Source organism: Methanobrevibacter sp. 87.7 (assembly GCF_002208625.1).
Classification (GTDB): domain Archaea; phylum Methanobacteriota; class Methanobacteria; order Methanobacteriales; family Methanobacteriaceae; genus Methanarmilla.
Genome location: NZ_MRCT01000015.1, coordinates 1 through 19,865, shown reverse-complemented (window position 1 = coordinate 19,865; position 19,865 = coordinate 1). Strand labels below are relative to the sequence as shown.

General features: G+C 22.4%; 10 protein-coding genes. 6 read left to right on the top strand and 4 right to left on the bottom strand.

Features of this window, described 5'->3' with window-relative positions; translation table 11 throughout:
* The first annotated feature begins 88 nt into the window (after positions 1-88).
* Together BGI41_RS01535 and BGI41_RS01530 are read left to right on the top strand one after the other, a co-directional pair.
* A complete protein-coding gene (locus BGI41_RS01535) occupies positions 89-5,662 on the top strand; it encodes a right-handed parallel beta-helix repeat-containing protein (RefSeq protein WP_088538489.1) in 5,574 nt (1,857 codons plus the stop codon).
* A 2,279-nt stretch (positions 5,663-7,941) separates the two neighbouring features.
* On the top strand, positions 7,942-11,346 hold the full coding sequence (locus BGI41_RS01530) for an Ig-like domain-containing protein (RefSeq protein ID WP_088538488.1): 3,405 nt from the start codon (positions 7,942-7,944) through the stop codon (positions 11,344-11,346).
* A 254-nt stretch (positions 11,347-11,600) separates the two neighbouring features.
* On the opposite strand, the gene BGI41_RS01525 is transcribed toward BGI41_RS01530, so the two are convergent.
* Positions 11,601-12,053 (bottom strand): hypothetical protein, encoded by a 453-nt coding sequence (locus BGI41_RS01525; RefSeq protein WP_088538487.1) that lies wholly within the window; start codon positions 12,051-12,053, stop codon positions 11,601-11,603.
* Between the two features lie 390 nt (positions 12,054-12,443).
* Between BGI41_RS01525 and BGI41_RS01520 the strand changes: the two genes are divergently transcribed.
* The 4 genes from BGI41_RS01520 to BGI41_RS08520 all read left to right on the top strand — a co-directional run bounded on the left by BGI41_RS01520 (position 12,444) and on the right by BGI41_RS08520 (position 15,113).
* On the top strand, positions 12,444-13,166 hold the full coding sequence (locus BGI41_RS01520; protein ID WP_088538486.1) for a DUF116 domain-containing protein: 723 nt from the start codon (positions 12,444-12,446) through the stop codon (positions 13,164-13,166).
* A 499-nt stretch (positions 13,167-13,665) separates the two neighbouring features.
* On the top strand, positions 13,666-14,094 hold the full coding sequence (locus BGI41_RS01515; RefSeq protein ID WP_088538485.1) for a TatD family hydrolase: 429 nt from the start codon (positions 13,666-13,668) through the stop codon (positions 14,092-14,094).
* 75 nt (positions 14,095-14,169) lie between these two features.
* Positions 14,170-14,406: a hypothetical protein gene (locus tag BGI41_RS01510; RefSeq protein WP_088538484.1), complete on the top strand. Its 237-nt coding sequence runs from the start codon at positions 14,170-14,172 to the stop codon at positions 14,404-14,406.
* Positions 14,407-14,426: 20 nt separating this feature from the next.
* Positions 14,427-15,113 carry a hypothetical protein gene (locus BGI41_RS08520; protein WP_233126292.1) on the top strand — a complete coding sequence of 229 codons (687 nt, stop codon included), beginning with the start codon at positions 14,427-14,429 and terminating at the stop codon, positions 15,111-15,113.
* Between the two features lie 87 nt (positions 15,114-15,200).
* On the opposite strand, the gene BGI41_RS01500 is transcribed toward BGI41_RS08520, so the two are convergent.
* The 3 genes from BGI41_RS01500 to BGI41_RS01490 form a co-directional block, all read right to left on the bottom strand.
* Positions 15,201-17,351: a cation-translocating P-type ATPase gene (locus tag BGI41_RS01500; protein ID WP_088538483.1), complete on the bottom strand. Its 2,151-nt coding sequence runs from the start codon at positions 17,349-17,351 to the stop codon at positions 15,201-15,203.
* Positions 17,348-17,689, bottom strand: coding sequence for a helix-turn-helix transcriptional regulator (locus tag BGI41_RS01495; protein ID WP_088538482.1), 342 nt, complete (start codon positions 17,687-17,689; stop codon positions 17,348-17,350). The genes BGI41_RS01500 and BGI41_RS01495 overlap by 4 nt, the downstream gene beginning before the upstream one ends.
* Positions 17,690-18,203: 514 nt before the next feature.
* Entirely contained in the window at positions 18,204-19,697 is a 1,494-nt protein-coding gene (locus BGI41_RS01490; RefSeq protein ID WP_088538481.1) for a type IV pilus biogenesis/stability protein PilW, read from the bottom strand.
* Positions 19,698-19,865: the final 168 nt, after the last annotated feature.

Genomic DNA, 19,865 nt, shown 5'->3' with positions numbered 1-19,865 from the left:
TGATTATATTATTAATTTAAAAGGAGGTGGAAAAATAAAGACAAAGTATTCGAAATATTATATCTTACTAATAATTATTATATTTACATTGATTACACTTAGTACAATTAATGCAACAGATGTAAATAATTCGAATACAAAACATAATGGATTATTAGATAAACAAGTATTAAGTTCTAATAGTAATATTGAAATTAATACTAAAACTAGTTTAGATTCTGAAATTGCTAATAAAACAGTTATAGATTCTAATTATAAATCAAATTTAAATTCTGAAAGTGAAATGAATTTAAAATCAAGTAATAAAACTACAATAAACTCTAAAGATAAATCAAATTTAGAAAGTTTAAAAGAAAATACAGAAACAAAAACCTTAGAAACAAACAAGACCAAAAACACAATAAAAACAGAAGATACGAAAAATATTAATAAAGAAAATGATAATTATCCTGGAAAAACCATTATAATTACTGATGATAATTATGAAGAATATTTCAATAAATATACTGGTGAAATATTATCAGATGATCTTTTTAATAATGGAGATATTCTAAAAATAGGAAATATCACAAATAAATTATTTAAGATTAATAAAAGACTTTTCATTACAAGTACTGGTCCTGATGATAAAATCAGAAATGGAGGAATATTTTTATTAAAAGGTAGTGATGGTTCAACTATTACTAAACTTAATATTATAAATAATGAATCAATAGTAAATCTTAATGGATATAATCTAGTTATTCCTTATGGATTATCATTAAATAGTACAAATAATATTATTATATCATTTAATACATTAGATTTAACTAAATGTGAATTTGGTTTTTCTCTATATGCTTATAATTCTTCTTATGATCAAATTATTTATAATTCTTTCCATACTGGAAATTCTGAAAGAGAAACTACAAGTTGTCTAGTAATGGATTTATCAAATTTTAATAATATTTCATATAACAATTTAACTACAATTCAATCAAATGTTATATATTTAAATCATTTAGGATGGGCTGGAGTAAAAGATGTTTGTATTGGAACCTATATCGCTAATAACTATTTACATACTGATATACCATCACCCATGTCTTATGGAATGCAAATAGTTTATGGATATCATAATAATACAACTGTAATTAACAATACAATAGACAGTGTATCTGATGCTATTAATATTGATGGAGAAAATATTACCATTATTGGAAATAAGATGATTAATATAACTGAATCAGGTATTAATAATCATGGAAAAAATATTTTAATTGAAAACAATAGTTTAATCTCTTACCAAAATATAAATGGTGGAGGTATCAAAATTTTTGGAAGTAATGTAAGTATTTCCAACAATAATTTAAAATTCAATAATGGTAGCTATTTTGGAATATCCATATATTCTGAAAATACTACTTCTTCAAACAATAATATTACACTAAAAAATTATGGTATAGGATTTATCTTAAATAACAATAATATTACAATAATTAATAACACAATACTTGCTAAAATTGATACTGGAATTTATTTAAATGGTTCAAACAATAAGATTTTAAATAATATTATTGAATCTGATGCTTATGGAATTAATGCTAATATAACAAATGATAGAATCATGAATAACACTATTATGGGAAATAGAATAAAATCTGATAAAGATGGTATTGCTATTTATGGTTTAGTTTATCATAGTATCATTGGAAATAATATAATTGATACAAATGGAACATTTGGTATTTACAGAAATATAACTGATAATAAAAGTGATAGTCTATTTGATAATATAATCAATGGAGTATTAACAGATCCAACTGCTATTACAATTAACGATGGAAATTTCTATGATTTCTTTACAAAAGATGGATATTTAAACTTTACATTTAAAGAAGGTGCAAATAGAGTTATAATTTTAACTGTTTTAACAAATAAAAAGATTATAATTGATAAAACCATGTATTTAATGAGTAATATGAATAATAATTTCTTATTCAATGTTACAATAGATTTAATTAAAGGTTCTGAAGGCACTATTATTAAAGATTTAAATATATACAATCTAAACAATGATAAAGCAATAAAAATTGCTAATACTAGTGATATTGAAATTACAGGAAATAATATTACTTTAATTAATTCAAATAAAGCAATTAAAATGATTAATGGAATTTCAATAGAAAACTCAAATAATAACAATATTAATAAAAACAATATCTATATTGAAACTCTTAATTCTGGAAGAGGAATTGATATATTAAATAATAGTGATGAAACTAAAATATCAATATCTAAAAATAATATTGTTATAAAAGCAGATAGTGGAGAAGGTATTAGAACAGAATCACTAAATAATAGTCAAATTGAAGAGAATTACATAAATATTTTATCAAATAATACAAGTTATGGAATAAATTTAAAAGAAAATAATAATTTTAATAATATAAGTATTGATTCAAATAGCATTATAATATATTCAAACAATAGTGCATATCCAATAATTTCAAATAATATTAATAATTCTTTAATTAATAAGAATAAAATCTATTCAAATTCTACTAATACTAATACAATATTAGTAAACAATGGATCTAATCTTAAAATTAAAGAAAACATTTTTAAAGTATTTGCAAATAATAACGAGGATAATATAATAATCAATCTTTTAAATAAATCTAATAGAATTGATATAAGTAAAAACATTATTGAAACTAATCTTAAAAATATTATAGATTACTATAAATATAGTGTTAAAATCGAAATAGAAAATAATACTTATGTAATTGGAGATTATAACTTCTTAAACTATTTCACTAACAAAACAAATGGAAGATTAAATTCTTCTATTAAAAAAGGAGATAAAATATTATTTAAAAATTTAACAACTGTTAAATCATTTATAATTGATATCCCATTGAATATTAGTTCATATGATTCAAACTCAATTATATCTTCAATAATAATATTTAATAATGAAAGTTCTAAATCAACAATATCTAATTTAATATTTAACACTGAAAATGAACTTAAAATCATTTTAAATAATACAGAAAATATTAAATTTAATAATAATATTATACGAATTAACAATACAATAAATGGAAGTATTATAATAATAAAATCTGGATTAAATAATAGTTTATCAGATAATGATATTATTATAAATGGAAATTTAGATAGTGGAATTATTAATATTACAGATAGTGAAAATACAATATTTAAAAATAATAATATTGAAGGAAATACTACAGGACTATTAATTTTAATAGAAAATATAAACTCTAAAACTAGTAAAATATCCAATAATAATATTAAAATCAATACAGAAATAATCAAATTAATTGAATCATTAAATTCAAATAATACAGTTATAAATTCAAATAAAATTAAAATTATAACATCTAAAGGTTCCGCATATTTCGGAAACAATACAAATAATGAAACTATAGAAAATAACAATATAATCATAATTAATAATGGAAAAACTCCATTAAATGATGATTTTAAAGATTTAATACTTGGAAATCAAACAGGAATATATTGTGTTAACATAAATTCCACAATAATTAAAAATAACCATATTGAATCATTAAATTCAACAGATGATTATTGTATATACATTGATTCAAAATCTAATAATACATATATTATATATAATTATTTAGTAAGTGATAATAATAGAAAAACTGCAAATATTGCAGTTTACTATAAAGATTCTAAAGTTTATGAGAATACTCCTTGTGAAATTTATATTTCAACAAAAGGAAGTGACGAATACGGAAATGGAACTAAAGAAAATCCATATAAAACACTAAAATATGCAATAAGTAAAACTTTTAATAATGGATTTATTTACATAGAAGATGGAGATTACTTTGAGAATGATATTATAATAAATAAAAATATTACAATATCTGCAATTAATAAAGAAAAAGTAAAAATCAACCTTAACACTGGTAGATTATTTACAATCAATAATAATACAAATTTAACAATTAAAAACTTAATATTTACAAAAGGAAATTCTATCAATGGTACTGTATTCTTTAATAATGGAATATTAAATATTATAAATTCAAAATTTAAAGATAATACAGCACTTAATGCTAATAAAACAGAAGTATCAGGTTTTGGTGGTGTAGCTACAAATTATGGAGATTTAAACATAATAAATAGTAGTTTTAATAATAATATTGCTCACAAAGGTGGAGTAATTAGAAATTACAAAAACCTAAGAATTTACAATTCTACATTCTATAATAACTCTGCAACTGAAGGTGGAGTAATATATAATGAAGGAAATTGTAATTTATATAATTCTAGTTTCTATAATAACACTGCAATAAACTCTGTACGTTTCTGTATTACTTATAAATCCAATAAAGAAGATGTAAGTAAATGTTGTAACGTTGGTTCTGGTGGAGTAATATATAATAATGGAAATTCCAAACTCATTGTAAATAATTGTAAATTCAATTATAATTCAGCAGTTAATGGTGGAAGTATATACTTTAGTAGTAATTTAAAAACTCCAGATAATTCTACTTTAGAAATATACAATTCAACAATAAATAAAAACACTGCAAGTAAGAATGGTGGAGGAATCTATGGAAATGTTAATAAATTAACAATTAAATCCACTAATATCACAAACAACGAAGCAAATAATAATGGAGGAGGATTATCTATTAATAGCCTTAATGGAATAATAGATAGCTCTAAAATTACACATAATATTGCAGAAAATGGTGGAGGAATCAGTCTTTCTGGAAACATTACTATAACAAATACATTCATTAGTAATAATACTGCATCAAGTGGAGGTGCAATAGACTACAATGGAGAAATTGCATATAATCACCTTATAAATCATGTGAATATTTATAATTCAACTATAAGTAATAACCGTGGTTTAAATAATGGTGGAGCATTTAATGTTGAAAATGGTAATATAAAAATTTCAAACTCTAATATTGTAAATAACTATGCACCAGAAGGATCTACTATAAATGCATATAATAAAAATATAATCGATGTAGATAACCATAATTGGTGGGGCTCTTCAAAAGGACCTGATGACTCTGTATGGAGAACTGCTGATTTAAGTAAAAGAGATTGGGCAAGAACAGAAGTTATATGGTATAAAACAGATGATGATAATAAACCTTCAGGAAATCCTAGTGGAAATAATCCACACACTACAGTTCCTGGAACTTTACCTGGTGGTACAGGAGCTATCTTAATACCTAATACTGGAGAAGGTACACAAGGTACTGGAAATGGTCAAGGCCAAGAAGGTAATGGAAACGGTAGCGGTACAGGTACTGGAAATGGAAATGGTGGTACTATCAATGGTCAAGGAAATGGAAATGGAAATGGTGGAAATGGAAATTCTAATGGCCAAGGAAGTGGTGGTACAAGTGGAAATAGCCATGGAGTAGGTAGTGTTGGACTTAGTGGAAAAAGTGCTGGTGGTTCAAGTTCATCTTCTTCATCATATGGTGATAGTTCAGGTTCTATTTCTTCTGGATTGTCAAAAGCTTATGAACTAAGTAAAGAAAAATTAGCTAACACTAAAAAAGTTGATCCAAATACATTAATATATGTAATAATACTATTTTCAATATTAATTTATATTGGATACAGAAAAGAAAAAAGAAATGATAAATTTAGATGATTAAAACCTTTAATAAATCATCTATTTATTATTCTTTACCTTTTTAAATTAGAAAATAGTTATATAAATAAATTAATAATGATTTTAACTTATTTATATAACTAATTAATAATTTAAAGTAAAAATTAGTTTAAATATTAATAGTTAAGTAAAAAATTAAAGCAAAAAATTAATTTAGATATCAAATTAAAAAAAATAGCTCATAATTAACTAAAAAATTAAAGCAATTAATATTAGTTTATTTTAGAAAACTTTTAGGATGTGAAAATATTAAATTTAAGCTAAAATATTCTATTTTTCTTATTTTAATAATTATACTCATTTTATCTATATCTGGAATTAGTGCTACAGAAAATAATAATTTAAATAGTACAAATAATTCAATAAGTTTAGAAACAAACTATAATATTAATGAAAGTAGTATAAATGAATCACTTATACAATCAAATAATAGTATAAATGAACCAGAAATACTTTCAGATAATAAAAATAGTATAAATGAACCTAATACAGAAAATAGTAAAAATAGTATAAATAAACCGAATATACAAAAAAATAATGAAAATAACATACTTTCAGATAATAAAGAAAAAATAATTTATGTTTCAACAGAGGGTAGTAATACAAATGATGGATCAATAAATAACCCATATAAAAGTCTTGATTATGCAATTGAAAATGCAGAAAATAACTCAATAATATACCTTTTTAATGGAACATATACAGGTAGTGAAAATACAGGTTTTATTATAAATAAAAATTTAACAATAAGATCTTTAAATGGAAATGTAATTATAGATGGACTAAATAAAACTTATATTTTTAATATTACAGAAAATAACAATTTAATCCTAAATTCTATTACTATAATTAATGGTTATGGAGATTCAGATTCTGAAAGTTCATTTTATAATAAAGGAAACTTAACAATAATCTCATGTAATCTTAAAAATAATAAGGGATTTTTATCTAGTATTTCAAATTATGGTACTTTAATAATAAAAGATTCAAATCTTGATTTAAATAGAGGAGAACATATTGGAGACATTATTAATTATGGTGATTTAATTATAGATCACTCTATAATAAATAGAAATATCTTAAATAATTTTGGAAATATTGATTTAAATTATTCTACAATAAATTATGGTTTAATTACAAATAATAGTGGAATTAATAAAAGACCAAAAATTAAAATTAGCAATACCTCTTTTAATGAAAATATTTATAGTTATTTAGATATTTCAGATTCAGATATTATAATTGAAAATTCAAGTTTTCAATGTGGTGAAGAATATTTTAGAATATTCTTTAAAAATTCAACAGTTAATATTCGAAAATCAAGATTCCAATCAGTTATCCAATTAAATGGAAATAATGATATTAATATAATTTATTCATCTTTATACAAAGTTTATGGTTCAAATACTATTAATGAAAAATTTGTTAATATATCAAGTAATTGGTGGCAATTAAATAAAGGGCCAAATTATGGATATATAAATGATAAATTTAAACCTGAAGATTGGATAATCATAGAATTTACTTCTGATAAACCATTAAATAAAGGTGAAAATGCAAAATTAAGATTAACAACAAAACTTACTAATGGAACAGAAGTTTGGGATATTGATAAAAATATTGATATTATAGATATTCCAGCTAGTTTTGAATGTGAAAATGGTAAATTTAGTATAAATTCAGGAATTATTAAAAACCATATTCTTGAAACTGAATATACTGATAATACTGAAGAAACTGTAATATATGGAATAATAGATAAAGAAAGACTAAAATTATTAATTGGATGTGGATTTACAAACTATACAATTTATGTATCAACTAATGGTAGTGATATTAATGGTAATGGTTCAAAAGAAAATCCATATAAATCTATAAACAAAGCTATTTCAAAAGCATTTAATGGAAATACAATTTATATTTCCTCTGGAATTTATGAAGGATATTTAAATGCTAATCTTGAAATTAGTAAAGATCTTAAATTTATAGGATATGGTGGTTCTGTTACTATTAAAACATATCAAAATAGTAATACATTTAATCTTAAAGAATGGGGAAGATTACATTTATACAATATTAACTTCAATTCTGATAAAAATAGTATTAACACTATTATAAGTTCAAATGGTGGAACTATTTTTATAGATAACTGTAAATTTAGTAATATATTAAGTTCTAAACTTATATATGTCAGTGCATCCTACCATTCTGGAGGATTTGTATTTATTAATAATAGTGAATTTAATTATATCTCAGGAATGTGTGTATTTGGAAATCCTTCTGTTAAAATCTATAATTCCAATTTCACAGGATTTAATAAATTTGGTAGTTATAATGATTATAAATCAATTATTGTAACAAATAATAATATTTTTATAGATAATTGTACTTTTAAAAATAATAATATTGGAGCAATATACTCTAAAGATAATTATGCTGGAGGAAATGATATTGTTCCAGATGAAGTTATAATAAGAAATTCCATTTTCTTAAATAATAATGGAAACGATAGAGATGAATATGGAACTGATATCCCTGTAATTGGATTTTATGATGATTATCCAAATTCAACATATATTGAAAATTGTAAATTCATAGAAAACCATGGTATATGTTTAATTGGAGCAAATAATATTATTAATTCAAGTTTTATTTCAAATTATGAAGGTAACACAATAAAAAATGGTAATGAATATTCTGGATATGATTTAAATATATACAATTCAAGTTTTATTAATAATACAAATAATAAAACTGAAAACAAAGATAATTACAATTTAGGAGTAATATTTAATGGAGGAATATTAAATATTGAAAATTCAAGCTTTATTAATAATAGTGCAGGATATGGTGGTGCTATATATAATTATAAAACAACAAACATCAAATATTCTATATTCTTAGATAATAAAGCAAAATATTTAGGTAATGATATTTTTAATAGAATTGGTACAATGAATGCTTCTTCTAACTGGTGGGGTTCAAATGAAGGACCAAACTCAGATAAAGCATACAGATTCCTTGGAAATTTAATATTAGATAATTGGATAATTATGACCTTAAATCTAGATAATTATACTAATGATAATTATACTGTTAAAGTAGCATTAAATAAATTAACAAATTCCAATAAAGAGATATTTGATACAGAATATACAATTCCAGATACAAGAATTGCATACTTTAACTGTACATATGGACAAATAAATCAAACTACTGTAAAATTACATAATGGAACTGGATATGTTCTTGTAATATCAAATCTTAAAGAACATGATGCAGTAGTTTCTGCAAAAATAGATAAACAAATATTAAATTTAACAATTAGTAATAAAAGTACTAAAATTTTAATAGACAACTATGCAATATATGGTGAAAAACAGAATATTAATACAACATTAATAAATGTTAATGGTTATAAAATAGCTAATCAAACATTATTTGTAAGTTTTATAAATTCTACTGGAGAAAACCAAGGTACTTATAGAATTAAAACTGATGAAAACGGTTTTGCAGAATTAGAACTTAATCTTACACCAAATATTTACACAATAATTGTAAAATATGAAGGTAATGACTACTTTGAAGGAAGTAATAATACAGCTATATTAAATGTTCTAGTAACAACAACTAATATTATTGGATATAATCAAGTATATTATGGTAAAAATAATAATTTCTATGTAATTTTAAAAGATTCATTTAATAATCCATTATTAAATAAAATGGTATACTTCAATATAAGTAATGATAAAGATCATTATATCTTTATTACAAATACAAATCCAAGTGGAAGAGCAGATATTAATTTATCAATTAATCCTGGAAATTATAAAATTAATGCATACTTTAAAGGAGATAAATGGTATACTGGTTCAAATATAATAGTAAATATTACAATATATCCAAGTAAAACACAGATTATTGCATTAAATAAAACATTATATGGTTATGGTGATATTTACTCAATTAAACTTTTAGATAATGAAAGTAATCCTATTAAAGGAGAAATCGTTGAATTAACTATTAGTAAAAATAATATTAGTCAAACATTTAAACTAGAAACAAATGATGAAGCAAATGCAGAAATAGCTATTAACCTTTTACCTGGAACATATAATATAACTACAAGATATATTGGTAATAAAAATTATGGTCCATCAGAAACTAAATCAATTATCTCTGTAGAGAAAGTTATAAGTAGAATAGTTTCAGATCTTAATGTGAATTTAACACAAACAAATAATATTGTTCCAATAAAACTTATAGATTTATATGGAAGAGCAATAAACAATCAAACAGTTATACTCACAGTATATGAAAGAAACAACACTTATACATTTAAAGCAAATACTGATGAAGAAGGTATTTCATATATTATAGTTAATTTAAATCCTGGTGAATACCAAGGTACAATAAAGTATCAAGGAAATAACTGGTATAATCAAACAAATACAGGTATATCTTTAAGTAAAGATAAAGATTCAAATAGTACAATTGATGTAAAATTAAATGCTAGTGATTTTAAACAATATTATGGTGAAGATAAATACTTTAATATTACATTCAATGACCCAAATGCAAAATCTCAATCTGATAAATTAATTATAGTAAATATTATTGGAAAAACAAACTCAAAATCATATAATTTAACAACAGATGTAGATGGTATTGCAAGATTACAAATAAAATTAAATCCAGGAACCTATACAATAACATACAAATATGATAATATTTACTATGGAATTCATGTAAATGGAACAAATAATATTACAATATTAAAAACACCAACAATATTATCTTTAGAAAATATTACAATAAACTACAATACAGGAGAACTATATGAAATCATCTTAAAAGATATTAATGGAAATAAACTTAGTAATAAGAAAATTACATTAAATCTAAACTCTGCATATGGAACTAAAGAATACAATTTAACAACAGATGATTATGGAGTAGCTAGATTAAAAACTAATCTTAATGTAGGTAGCTATATTATTAAAGTTAAATATAGTGGAGATAATAATTATTATAACACAAGTAACAGTAGTACAGTAATAATTAAAGGATCAACAAATAAAATAGCTACAAAAATAGAATGTAAAGATATGACACAAGAAGCTGTTGATTTCTACCAAGGTGAAAGAGGAGACTACTTCAAACTTAGCCTTAAAGATAAAAATGGTAATGCTCTTAGTAATAAAAGAATCCAAATTGGATTTAATGGAGTAGTATATAATATAGTAACTGATAAAAATGGAACTGGAAAACTCCAAATCAATCTAGCATTTCCTGGAACCTATACCTTTGCAATTGCATTTTTAAGTGATGATAAATATGAAGGTAGTTTTGCTGTTGCAAAAATAACAATAACTAAAAAGACACTAAAAATAGTAACAACAACAAAAACATACACCCAAAAAACAAAATCAAAATATATAACAGCAACATTAAAAGATAAGAAAAACAGAGTAATTGCAAATAAACAATTAAAATTCACAATAAACGGAAAAACATATACAGCAAAAACAAATAGCAAAGGAATAGCTACAATAAAAGTTGATTTAAACACTAAAAAAATTTATACATATATTGTAACTTATTCTGGTGATAATAGATACAATAAAGTTACAAGTACTGGAAAAGTTAAAATAATTTAAAATAAAAGTGGTATATCCACTTTTACATCTATTTTTTTAAAATATATTATACAAAACAAGAAATCTAATTTTATTATATACGTTTTTATGTATATGAAACAGAAATGATTATAAAAAGCTTATTACACTCTTTCTTCTTCAAAATATAAAGGTGGAAAAATAGAAACAAGAAAAAAAAGATAAAAAAAGATAAAAGAAAAAAAATAAAAGAGAGTATAATTATTATATAAGATTTATTATTCATCTTATTCCTTTTAATCTTTAGGAATATTATACTTCTCTTTTACTTTATCATCTTTAGTAACATCTTGATCTTCAATTAAATCTAAAAAATCATCTAAAGGAACAGGTATATAACTTCCAAGATCTTCTAGATCATTATTTAATTCATAAGCTATAAATTTAATTAAACATTTATATTGAGGATATCGTATAATAAAATCTATTTCATCTTGTAATTGTGCATCCATTCTTATTTTATCAAATAGTTTATCATATTTTGCACGGCGCATATAAATCCTTGAAAGTAAAGTCCAACTACGATTTTCCCTGTCTGATCTTAATTTTCTCCATTCTGGATTAAATTTATTTAACATATCATGAAGTTCATCAGGTATTGCACTATTATAATTTAGTAATTCATTGAATAAATCTTCAGGTAAATTTTTAATTAACTCCTTATCTTCCATAGCAAATTTAAATACCATAAAAAATACACCCCTTTAAACTTAATTATATTATATTATAATATTTATATAAATTATATCTTTTTCTTATTAATAATTACATATTTTTTATCTAATCTAAGAGTTATATTATCTTTAAAACAACACAATCTTCACAGACATCAGAACCTAGAATAATCTATACTTTATTTACACCATACTATTTATAAACTGAAAAATACTTAAAAATAAAAAAATTATTATATAAATAAAATTTCTATAGAAAGATATAAATATTATAAAATAGCTATTTTATAAACACCTTTTTAATATATTAGATACATAAATAATATACTGATATATAAATTAATCATAATTTAATATTTTAATAAAAAAATTCAAATATATACAAGATTTCAAATAAGGTGTAAAATGTTAAATCATTTATTTCAATTTATTGGGCAAAGTTTTACAGTATTAGTTTTTGCAGTAATAATAATCTTGTTAATTGTACTTATATTAACCCACATATCATTAAATAAGGAAAGATTAATATTCCCAAAATTTATGCTTGCAGTAACAGATTTATTTTACTCACCATTAAAACATCTATCTAAATTACTTGGTTTTGATGAAACAATGATAGATCAAATGAGTATTGCTGTAAGAAATCATATCAATAAAAATAAATTTAAAAATACTGATAACTCTAAGAAAATAATTGTACTACCACATTGTTTAAGAAGTGCAGATTGTGAAGCAATATTAGATGAAACTGGTCTTGTATGTAATGAATGTGGTAAATGTTCAATAGGTGTTATTAAATCAAAAGCAGAGGATATGGGTTATAAAGTATTCGTTGTACCTGGAAGTAGCTTTGTTAAAAAAATCATTAAAAACAATGATTTTGACTCTGTATTAGGAGTTGCATGTTATGAAGATTTAAATCTTACAATGATACATCTTAGTGACTATGCACCACAAGGAGTACTACTTTCTAAAACAGGATGTTATCAAACAAAAGTAGATGTAAGAAGTGTTCTTGATAAAATAGGATACTACGATACTAAAAATAAAAAAGAAAAATCTAAACCTACTGCTGACTTAGAGATAAATCAGGAATTATGTGTTAAAAAAGATAAACATAATTATTAAATCTTTTTTAATATTTTTTTATTTTATTTATTAACTAATTTTAAATTATATTAACTATAAACTAATTTTATAAACTAACTCAGGTATAAACTAATTTTAACTAAAAACTAATTCTATAGACTAAATCAAGTATAAACTAATTTTATAAAAATTTAACTAAAAAACTAAAGCTATAAACTTAATCAAACATAAACTAATTTTATAAAAATCCAATATAATTTTATAAAAACATATTAAATTCATAAATAAAGTTAAATTCAATATTTAATAAAAATAAAATTATATTATAACTTAATAATCAAGAAAAAACTTATTAAAATTTATCTATTTATTAAAAAACATATTAAATAAGTTTTTATAAAACTTAAAAAAACGAGGAAAAAACATGGAGAATATACATGATATACCTATAACTGACAATCATATTCATATTGATTCATTTAATGGACAAGGCCCTACAGCAATTGCACAATAATTCTATAATGCAGGTGGTAGAGTGATGATGGTTATAAATAAACCTGCATGGACTTTTGGTGAACTTACTAATTTCAAAAAAGCAATGGACCTTGTTATAAAATACTGTGATGAAATTAAAGAAAATACTAAAGTAAAAGCATTTCCCGTAGTAGGAATTCATCCAATGGAATATAGAAAACTTCTCGAAAATGGAAAAACATACATAGAAGCACTTAATATGGTAGAAGATGGATTAAAATATGCAGGAAAATTAATTAAAGATCAAAAAGCAATAGCAATAGGAGAGATTGGAAGACCCCATTTTCCTATTGAAGATAAAGAATTAGAATATCATAATAAAATAATTAAATATTGTCTTAACTTAGGAAAAGATCTTGATTGTCCAGTAGTTATACATGCAGAAGCATTTAATGAATTAAAATACAAAGAACTTGCACAAATGGCAGATTAAGTATCATTTAAAAAAGATAAACTTATAAAACATTTTGCAGGTCCTGATGTTAAAGAAGAAAAAAATCATGGGATTATGCCATCAGTAATGAGTACTAAAGATAATATTAAAAAAGCATTTAAAGAAAGTAATAGATTTTTCATGGAAACAGATTTTATGGATGATAATAGTCGTCCAAGAAAAGTACTTGGATGTAAAACAGTACCAAGAAGAGTATTAAGTTATATTGATAATGGAATTATTACAGAAGAACAAGCATTTAAAGTACATAAAGATAATGTAGAAAGAGTATATGAAATAAATCTTGATTAAAAAAAATCATATGTGATAATATGGATAATGAAGAATTTGATAAAAAACTTCTTGAAGAATTTAAAGAATACTATGAAAAAAATTATAGTAAACCTGATAAAAGTAAAAATAAAGAATATACTAGTAAAACAATAGATAAAACTAAATCAAAAATAGATGAAGATGAAATAGCCATAGAAGAATTTAATAAAGAAATTATTAATGAATTTAAAGAATTCTATGAAAAATCACAAGATAGTGAAAAAGAAACTACTAATGAAATTAAAAAATTACAAGATACTAAAAAAGAAACTAATAAAAATAATGAAAACAATGAAAAATCACAAAATAATAGAGAAGAAAATAATGAAATATATGAAAAATCAGAAAACAATGAAAACGAACATGATGATATAGATAATAATTATCCAGAACATGAAATAGTATTTGATGATGACATATTTAATGAATTTAAAAAGTTCTATAATAATTTAGAAGATAATGAAGATATATTTAATGAACTTGAAGATTATAATCCAGAATATCCTGAAATAGAATTAGAAACAGATGATCTAAAAATAAATATATCTCTTAAAAAAGATTATTCAAAAATTAAGAATATAAAAGAAAGAAAAATAGAATTCTTTAAAGATTTAAATGATTTTATTGAAGAATTTAAAAACACACAAGAATCAGATGATTTAATGGAATATTATAATTTTAAATAATCTAAACTAAAATAAAAAAAAGCATATAAACTAATAAAAATTAAAAAATAGCTAAAAAAAGAAAAAAAATTAAACAATGAAAATTGTTTAATAGTTTGCAAGTCTTAAAGCATTAGCAACAACAACTAATGTTAAACCAACATCACCAAGAGTAATTGCTTCCCATAAAGCAATAAAACCAAATATAGCAACTACTGCAAGAATTGCTTTAACTGCAACTGCAACACTAATATTTGTTTTAACAACTCTCATTGTTTTTTTAGAAAGACCAACAAGGTAAGATAATTTAGATATATTATCATTTAATAATACTATATCACCAGTTTCAATTGCAACATCAGATCCCATACCCATTGCAATACCAACATTACTCATAGCAAGTGAAGGTGCATCATTAACACCATCTCCAACCATAGTAATATCTTTATATTCATTTGCAACATCACGTACAATATTTACTTTATCATCAGGTAAGAGATTTGCATAGTATTTATCAATTCCAATTTCATCAGATACTAATTTTGCAGTTTTTTCATTATCTCCAGTAATCATCATAGTTTTAATATTGTTTTCATTTAAGTATTTAAGTGTAATTGGAGTATCATCTCTAATTTTATCATTTAAAGTAATATATCCAAGAATTTCTTTAGAATTACCTATGATAATTAATGTTTTACCTTCTTCAGGTTTAAGACCTTCTACATCAGATTCTAATTCTTCATTGAAGTTAAATAATTCTTTATTACCTACATAATATTTTTCATTATCTATTAATCCAGTTAAACCTTTACCTGGAATATTTTTAAAGTCTTCAACTTCATATAATTCAAATCTATTTTGATTTGCATATTCATTAAATGTTTTTGCAATTGGATGGTTAGATTTTGCTTCAATAGAGCAAGCTAATCTTAAAATATCATCTCTATTTTTTCCATCAGTTGGAACAATATTATCTATTTTAAGTTTACCTTCTGTTAATGTACCTGTTTTATCAAACATTATTGCTTTAATATTTGATAATTCCTCTACATATTCTCCACCTTTAATAATAATACCATTGTTTGTTCCTGCAGTGATTGCTGAAACCATAGATACTGGTGTAGATATTGCAACTGCACAAGGACATGAAATTACAAGTAAACATAATGCTCTATAAATCCATGTATGGAATGGTTGAGCAAATACAAATGTTGGTATACATGCAACAAGAATTGCAAGTACTACTACAGTAGGAGTATAATATTTTGCAAATTTATCTACAAATATATCAATATGTGCTTTTTTCTCTTCTGAATCTTTAATTAATTCAACAATTTTTGCAAATACAGTATTATCAGCAGTTTTACTTACTTCAACTTCAATATATCCTTCTTCATTAATTGTTGATGAAAATACTTCATCACCAACATCTTTAGATACTGCTAAACTTTCACCAGTAATTGAAGCTTGATTTACTGAAGTACTACCTTTTTTAATAATACCATCAATTGGTATTTTATCACCAGGTTTTACTACTACAATATCACCAATATTTAATTTATCTACTTCAATCTCTTCTTCTTTACCATCTTTTAAGATAGTAACAGTATCAGGACTTAATTTTACAAGATTACTAATTGATTTTTTAGATTTATCAATTGATAGATCTTCAAGGAACTCTGAAATATAATATAATAATATTAATAATGCACCTTCAGCACAACTATTAAGTGCAAATGCTCCAATAACTGCAATAGTCATCAGAAGTTCAATTTTAACTTGAAAATTAAATATACCTTCAATACCTTCTCTTATAGTATCAAAACCTACTACAAGTACAAGTATTACATATAAAATAATTGATACAGTATTTGCTGTTAATAGACCATAACTAAAGTTTAATTCACCGATAAAGTATGCAATAACCAATAAAATAACACCAAATGCTATTGTATAATAAGGTCTTTTTGATGTTTCTTCTTCATCACCAATATCTGAAAGTATTCCTTCATCACTACAACAAGCACATCCTCCAGAATGATTATGGCCACTGTGATCATGCTCATCAGAACAACAATCATCAACCTCATCATCATGACTATGCTCATCAGAACAACAATCATCAGTACAAACATCAGAACCATGATCATGCTCATCAGAACAACAATCATCAAGTTTTTTATCATGATTATGTTCTATATTGTCCTGGTGGTGATGATTATTAATAAAAGAATCATTATTAAATTCATGAGAACTCATATAGACTCGCCTTCTTTAATTAAATCATATATTTGTGAATTGTTTAAGGAATAAAATACTTTTTTATCTTCTTTTCGGTATTTTACAAAATTATTATGTCGTAAAATTCTTAATTGATGTGAGATACTTGATTGACTCATATCTAGTAAAATTGATAACTCACATACACACATTTCATGACAATGTAAAGCAGAGATAATTCTAATTCTATTATAATCTCCAAGTAATTTGAATGTACTTGAAATTTTTTCATAAAATTCATTATCTTCCATTTCATTTGAAACTTTTTCTAAAACATCTTGTCTTAAACTTTTAATTTCACAAACTTCACTAGACATATGAACATATATTCATGTGAACATATTTAAAGGTTTTGATATTTATTGAAAAAAAGTAGATTAAAAAGAGAATTTAAAAAAAATATAATTTTATAACCACAGTTATATTTTACTTTATTACATATAAAACTAACGATTTAAACTTATAATTAAAAAATCCTAAAAATTAATAATACAATAGAAAAAGATAGACGAAATAGCTCAAAAATAATAAAATTAATAGAAATAAAGATAAATAAAAAAATCAACAAAAATTAGAAAATTTTAAGTGTAACTAAAAATTATAAGAATAATTTTGATACCACGAAATAAATATTAAAAATAATTAAATTAAAAAAGTAAGAAATTTAATAATTAATTTAATTAAAAAATAAAAAAATAAGTAAAAACTTCAATTAATAAAAATAAAAAATAGCCAAAATAATGAAATAAAAAAAATAAGTAAATAAATCAAATATTTAAACTAAAAAATAGCTCAAATAAATGAAATTATAAATTAATAAAAACTTATTTTTTACTTAATATCCCACAAATTACCATGAGGATCTAAACCAATAGGAAAATCACATCTTCTAAGCCATTCCTTAGTAGCAAGTTCAGGAACAGTACTATGATTAAATGATTCCCTAAATATTTCTCTTGATTTATTAACAAGATTCTCATTAATTACTTCATTACCAATAAATTTTTGCCAATAATCATTAACTAAATGTAAAAGAAGAATCTGTACTTTACCTTTATATTTATAAATATCTAAGACTTTAAATATAGAATTTGAATTAGCAGTAAATAAACCCCAATTAGTTCCATGTTCAAAACTAGATAAATTAAGCATGTGGTTAGATAAAATAGCAAATCTACAGTTTGTAACCATCTTACCAATTTTATAACTTGAATCAACAGCTCCTCTTTCTTGGACTATTCTACCAACAGAATATTTATTTATTAATTTCTTAGATAAATTCAAATCTCTAACATAAAAATTTAAATCACTACATACTAACTCATAAATTTTATCCTGAGAAATTTGAAAACCATTATTACTATTACTAATAATTAAATTATTATAAAAATTTTCAAAATATTCATAAACCTCTTCATAGCCTAAAGATTTATAATGATTCATTAAATCAATTAATTTATCTAAAATAAATTTATTAGGTCCTAAAGGAATTTTATTAGCAATAAATTCATCAGTAAAATCATCATTTTTATAATGATTAACATTAAAACCTTTAGATTTAAAGTATTTTAATTCATCAATAGCAGTCTTAGTATAATCAAATTTTAAACTATGATAATATAAATAAGTAGCTAATTTTAAATTATCCTTATAAGTATAATATAAAGCTAAATCTCGATATGCTTTTCCTAAATTTTCTGGAGAATATGAGAATTTTAATGCTTGAATAGTATATTTATAAAAATTATCAAAATCTTTTTCAATCAAATAAATTTCAGATAAATTAAAAATAACCCTAGTAGATACAGGATTAATTTTAGCTGCCTTATTTAAATAAATTTTAGCTTTAGGAATATCATTAAATTGAAAAAGTAAATTACCATAAATAGTATATAAATTAAAAATAGGGAAATAACCTGGAATTAATACAACTTCTTTATCTGAACCAAAATATTTATAAAATATAGCTTCTTCAAGAGGATTTGAAAATTCCTTAAATTTATCATCCTCAAAAGGATTAATATGATCCTTTTTAAAATAAGAATCTAATAAATCAAATGCTTTCTTTAACTCATTATTATTTAAATAAGAATAAACTTTATGAAAAACATCTCCAGCAGGACTTTCATCCTTAGATACATTAAAATATTGTTTTTGTTCTTCTTCATCATAACAATTCCATAATAATCTATATATTCCCTTATTAATTTCATTTGAATATTCATGATTTAAATATTTCTGAATTTGAAACATAAGATATAGTTTATCATCAGATTTATTACCAGTTAAATTAGATTCAATTTCATTTATAATATCATTATACATATTAATCCCCATAAATTTACTTAAATATTAGTTATTTTAGATAAATAATATAAATTTTTTTTATATGGATTTTATAAAAAAACTTAAAAATAGATAAAATAATTAATAAAACTTAAAAATAATTCATTAAAATAGACAAAAGAATAAAAAAATAAAATTTAATAAATG

Bases quoted from the DNA above. Each gene is read 5' to 3' on its own strand.
- BGI41_RS01530 (WP_088538488.1), top strand. From the start codon at position 7,942: ATGTGTGTATTTGGAAATCCTTCTGTTAAAATCTATAATTCCAATTTC.
- BGI41_RS01525 (WP_088538487.1), bottom strand. From the start codon at position 12,053: ATGGTATTTAAATTTGCTATGGAAGATAAGGAGTTAATTAAAAATTTA.
- BGI41_RS01520 (WP_088538486.1), top strand. From the start codon at position 12,444: ATGTTAAATCATTTATTTCAATTTATTGGGCAAAGTTTTACAGTATTA.
- BGI41_RS01515 (WP_088538485.1), top strand. From the start codon at position 13,666: ATGATGGTTATAAATAAACCTGCATGGACTTTTGGTGAACTTACTAAT.
- BGI41_RS01510 (WP_088538484.1), top strand. From the start codon at position 14,170: ATGCCATCAGTAATGAGTACTAAAGATAATATTAAAAAAGCATTTAAA.
- BGI41_RS08520 (WP_233126292.1), top strand. From the start codon at position 14,427: ATGGATAATGAAGAATTTGATAAAAAACTTCTTGAAGAATTTAAAGAA.
- BGI41_RS01500 (WP_088538483.1), bottom strand. From the start codon at position 17,351: ATGAGTTCTCATGAATTTAATAATGATTCTTTTATTAATAATCATCAC.
- BGI41_RS01495 (WP_088538482.1), bottom strand. From the start codon at position 17,689: ATGTCTAGTGAAGTTTGTGAAATTAAAAGTTTAAGACAAGATGTTTTA.
- BGI41_RS01490 (WP_088538481.1), bottom strand. From the start codon at position 19,697: ATGTATAATGATATTATAAATGAAATTGAATCTAATTTAACTGGTAAT.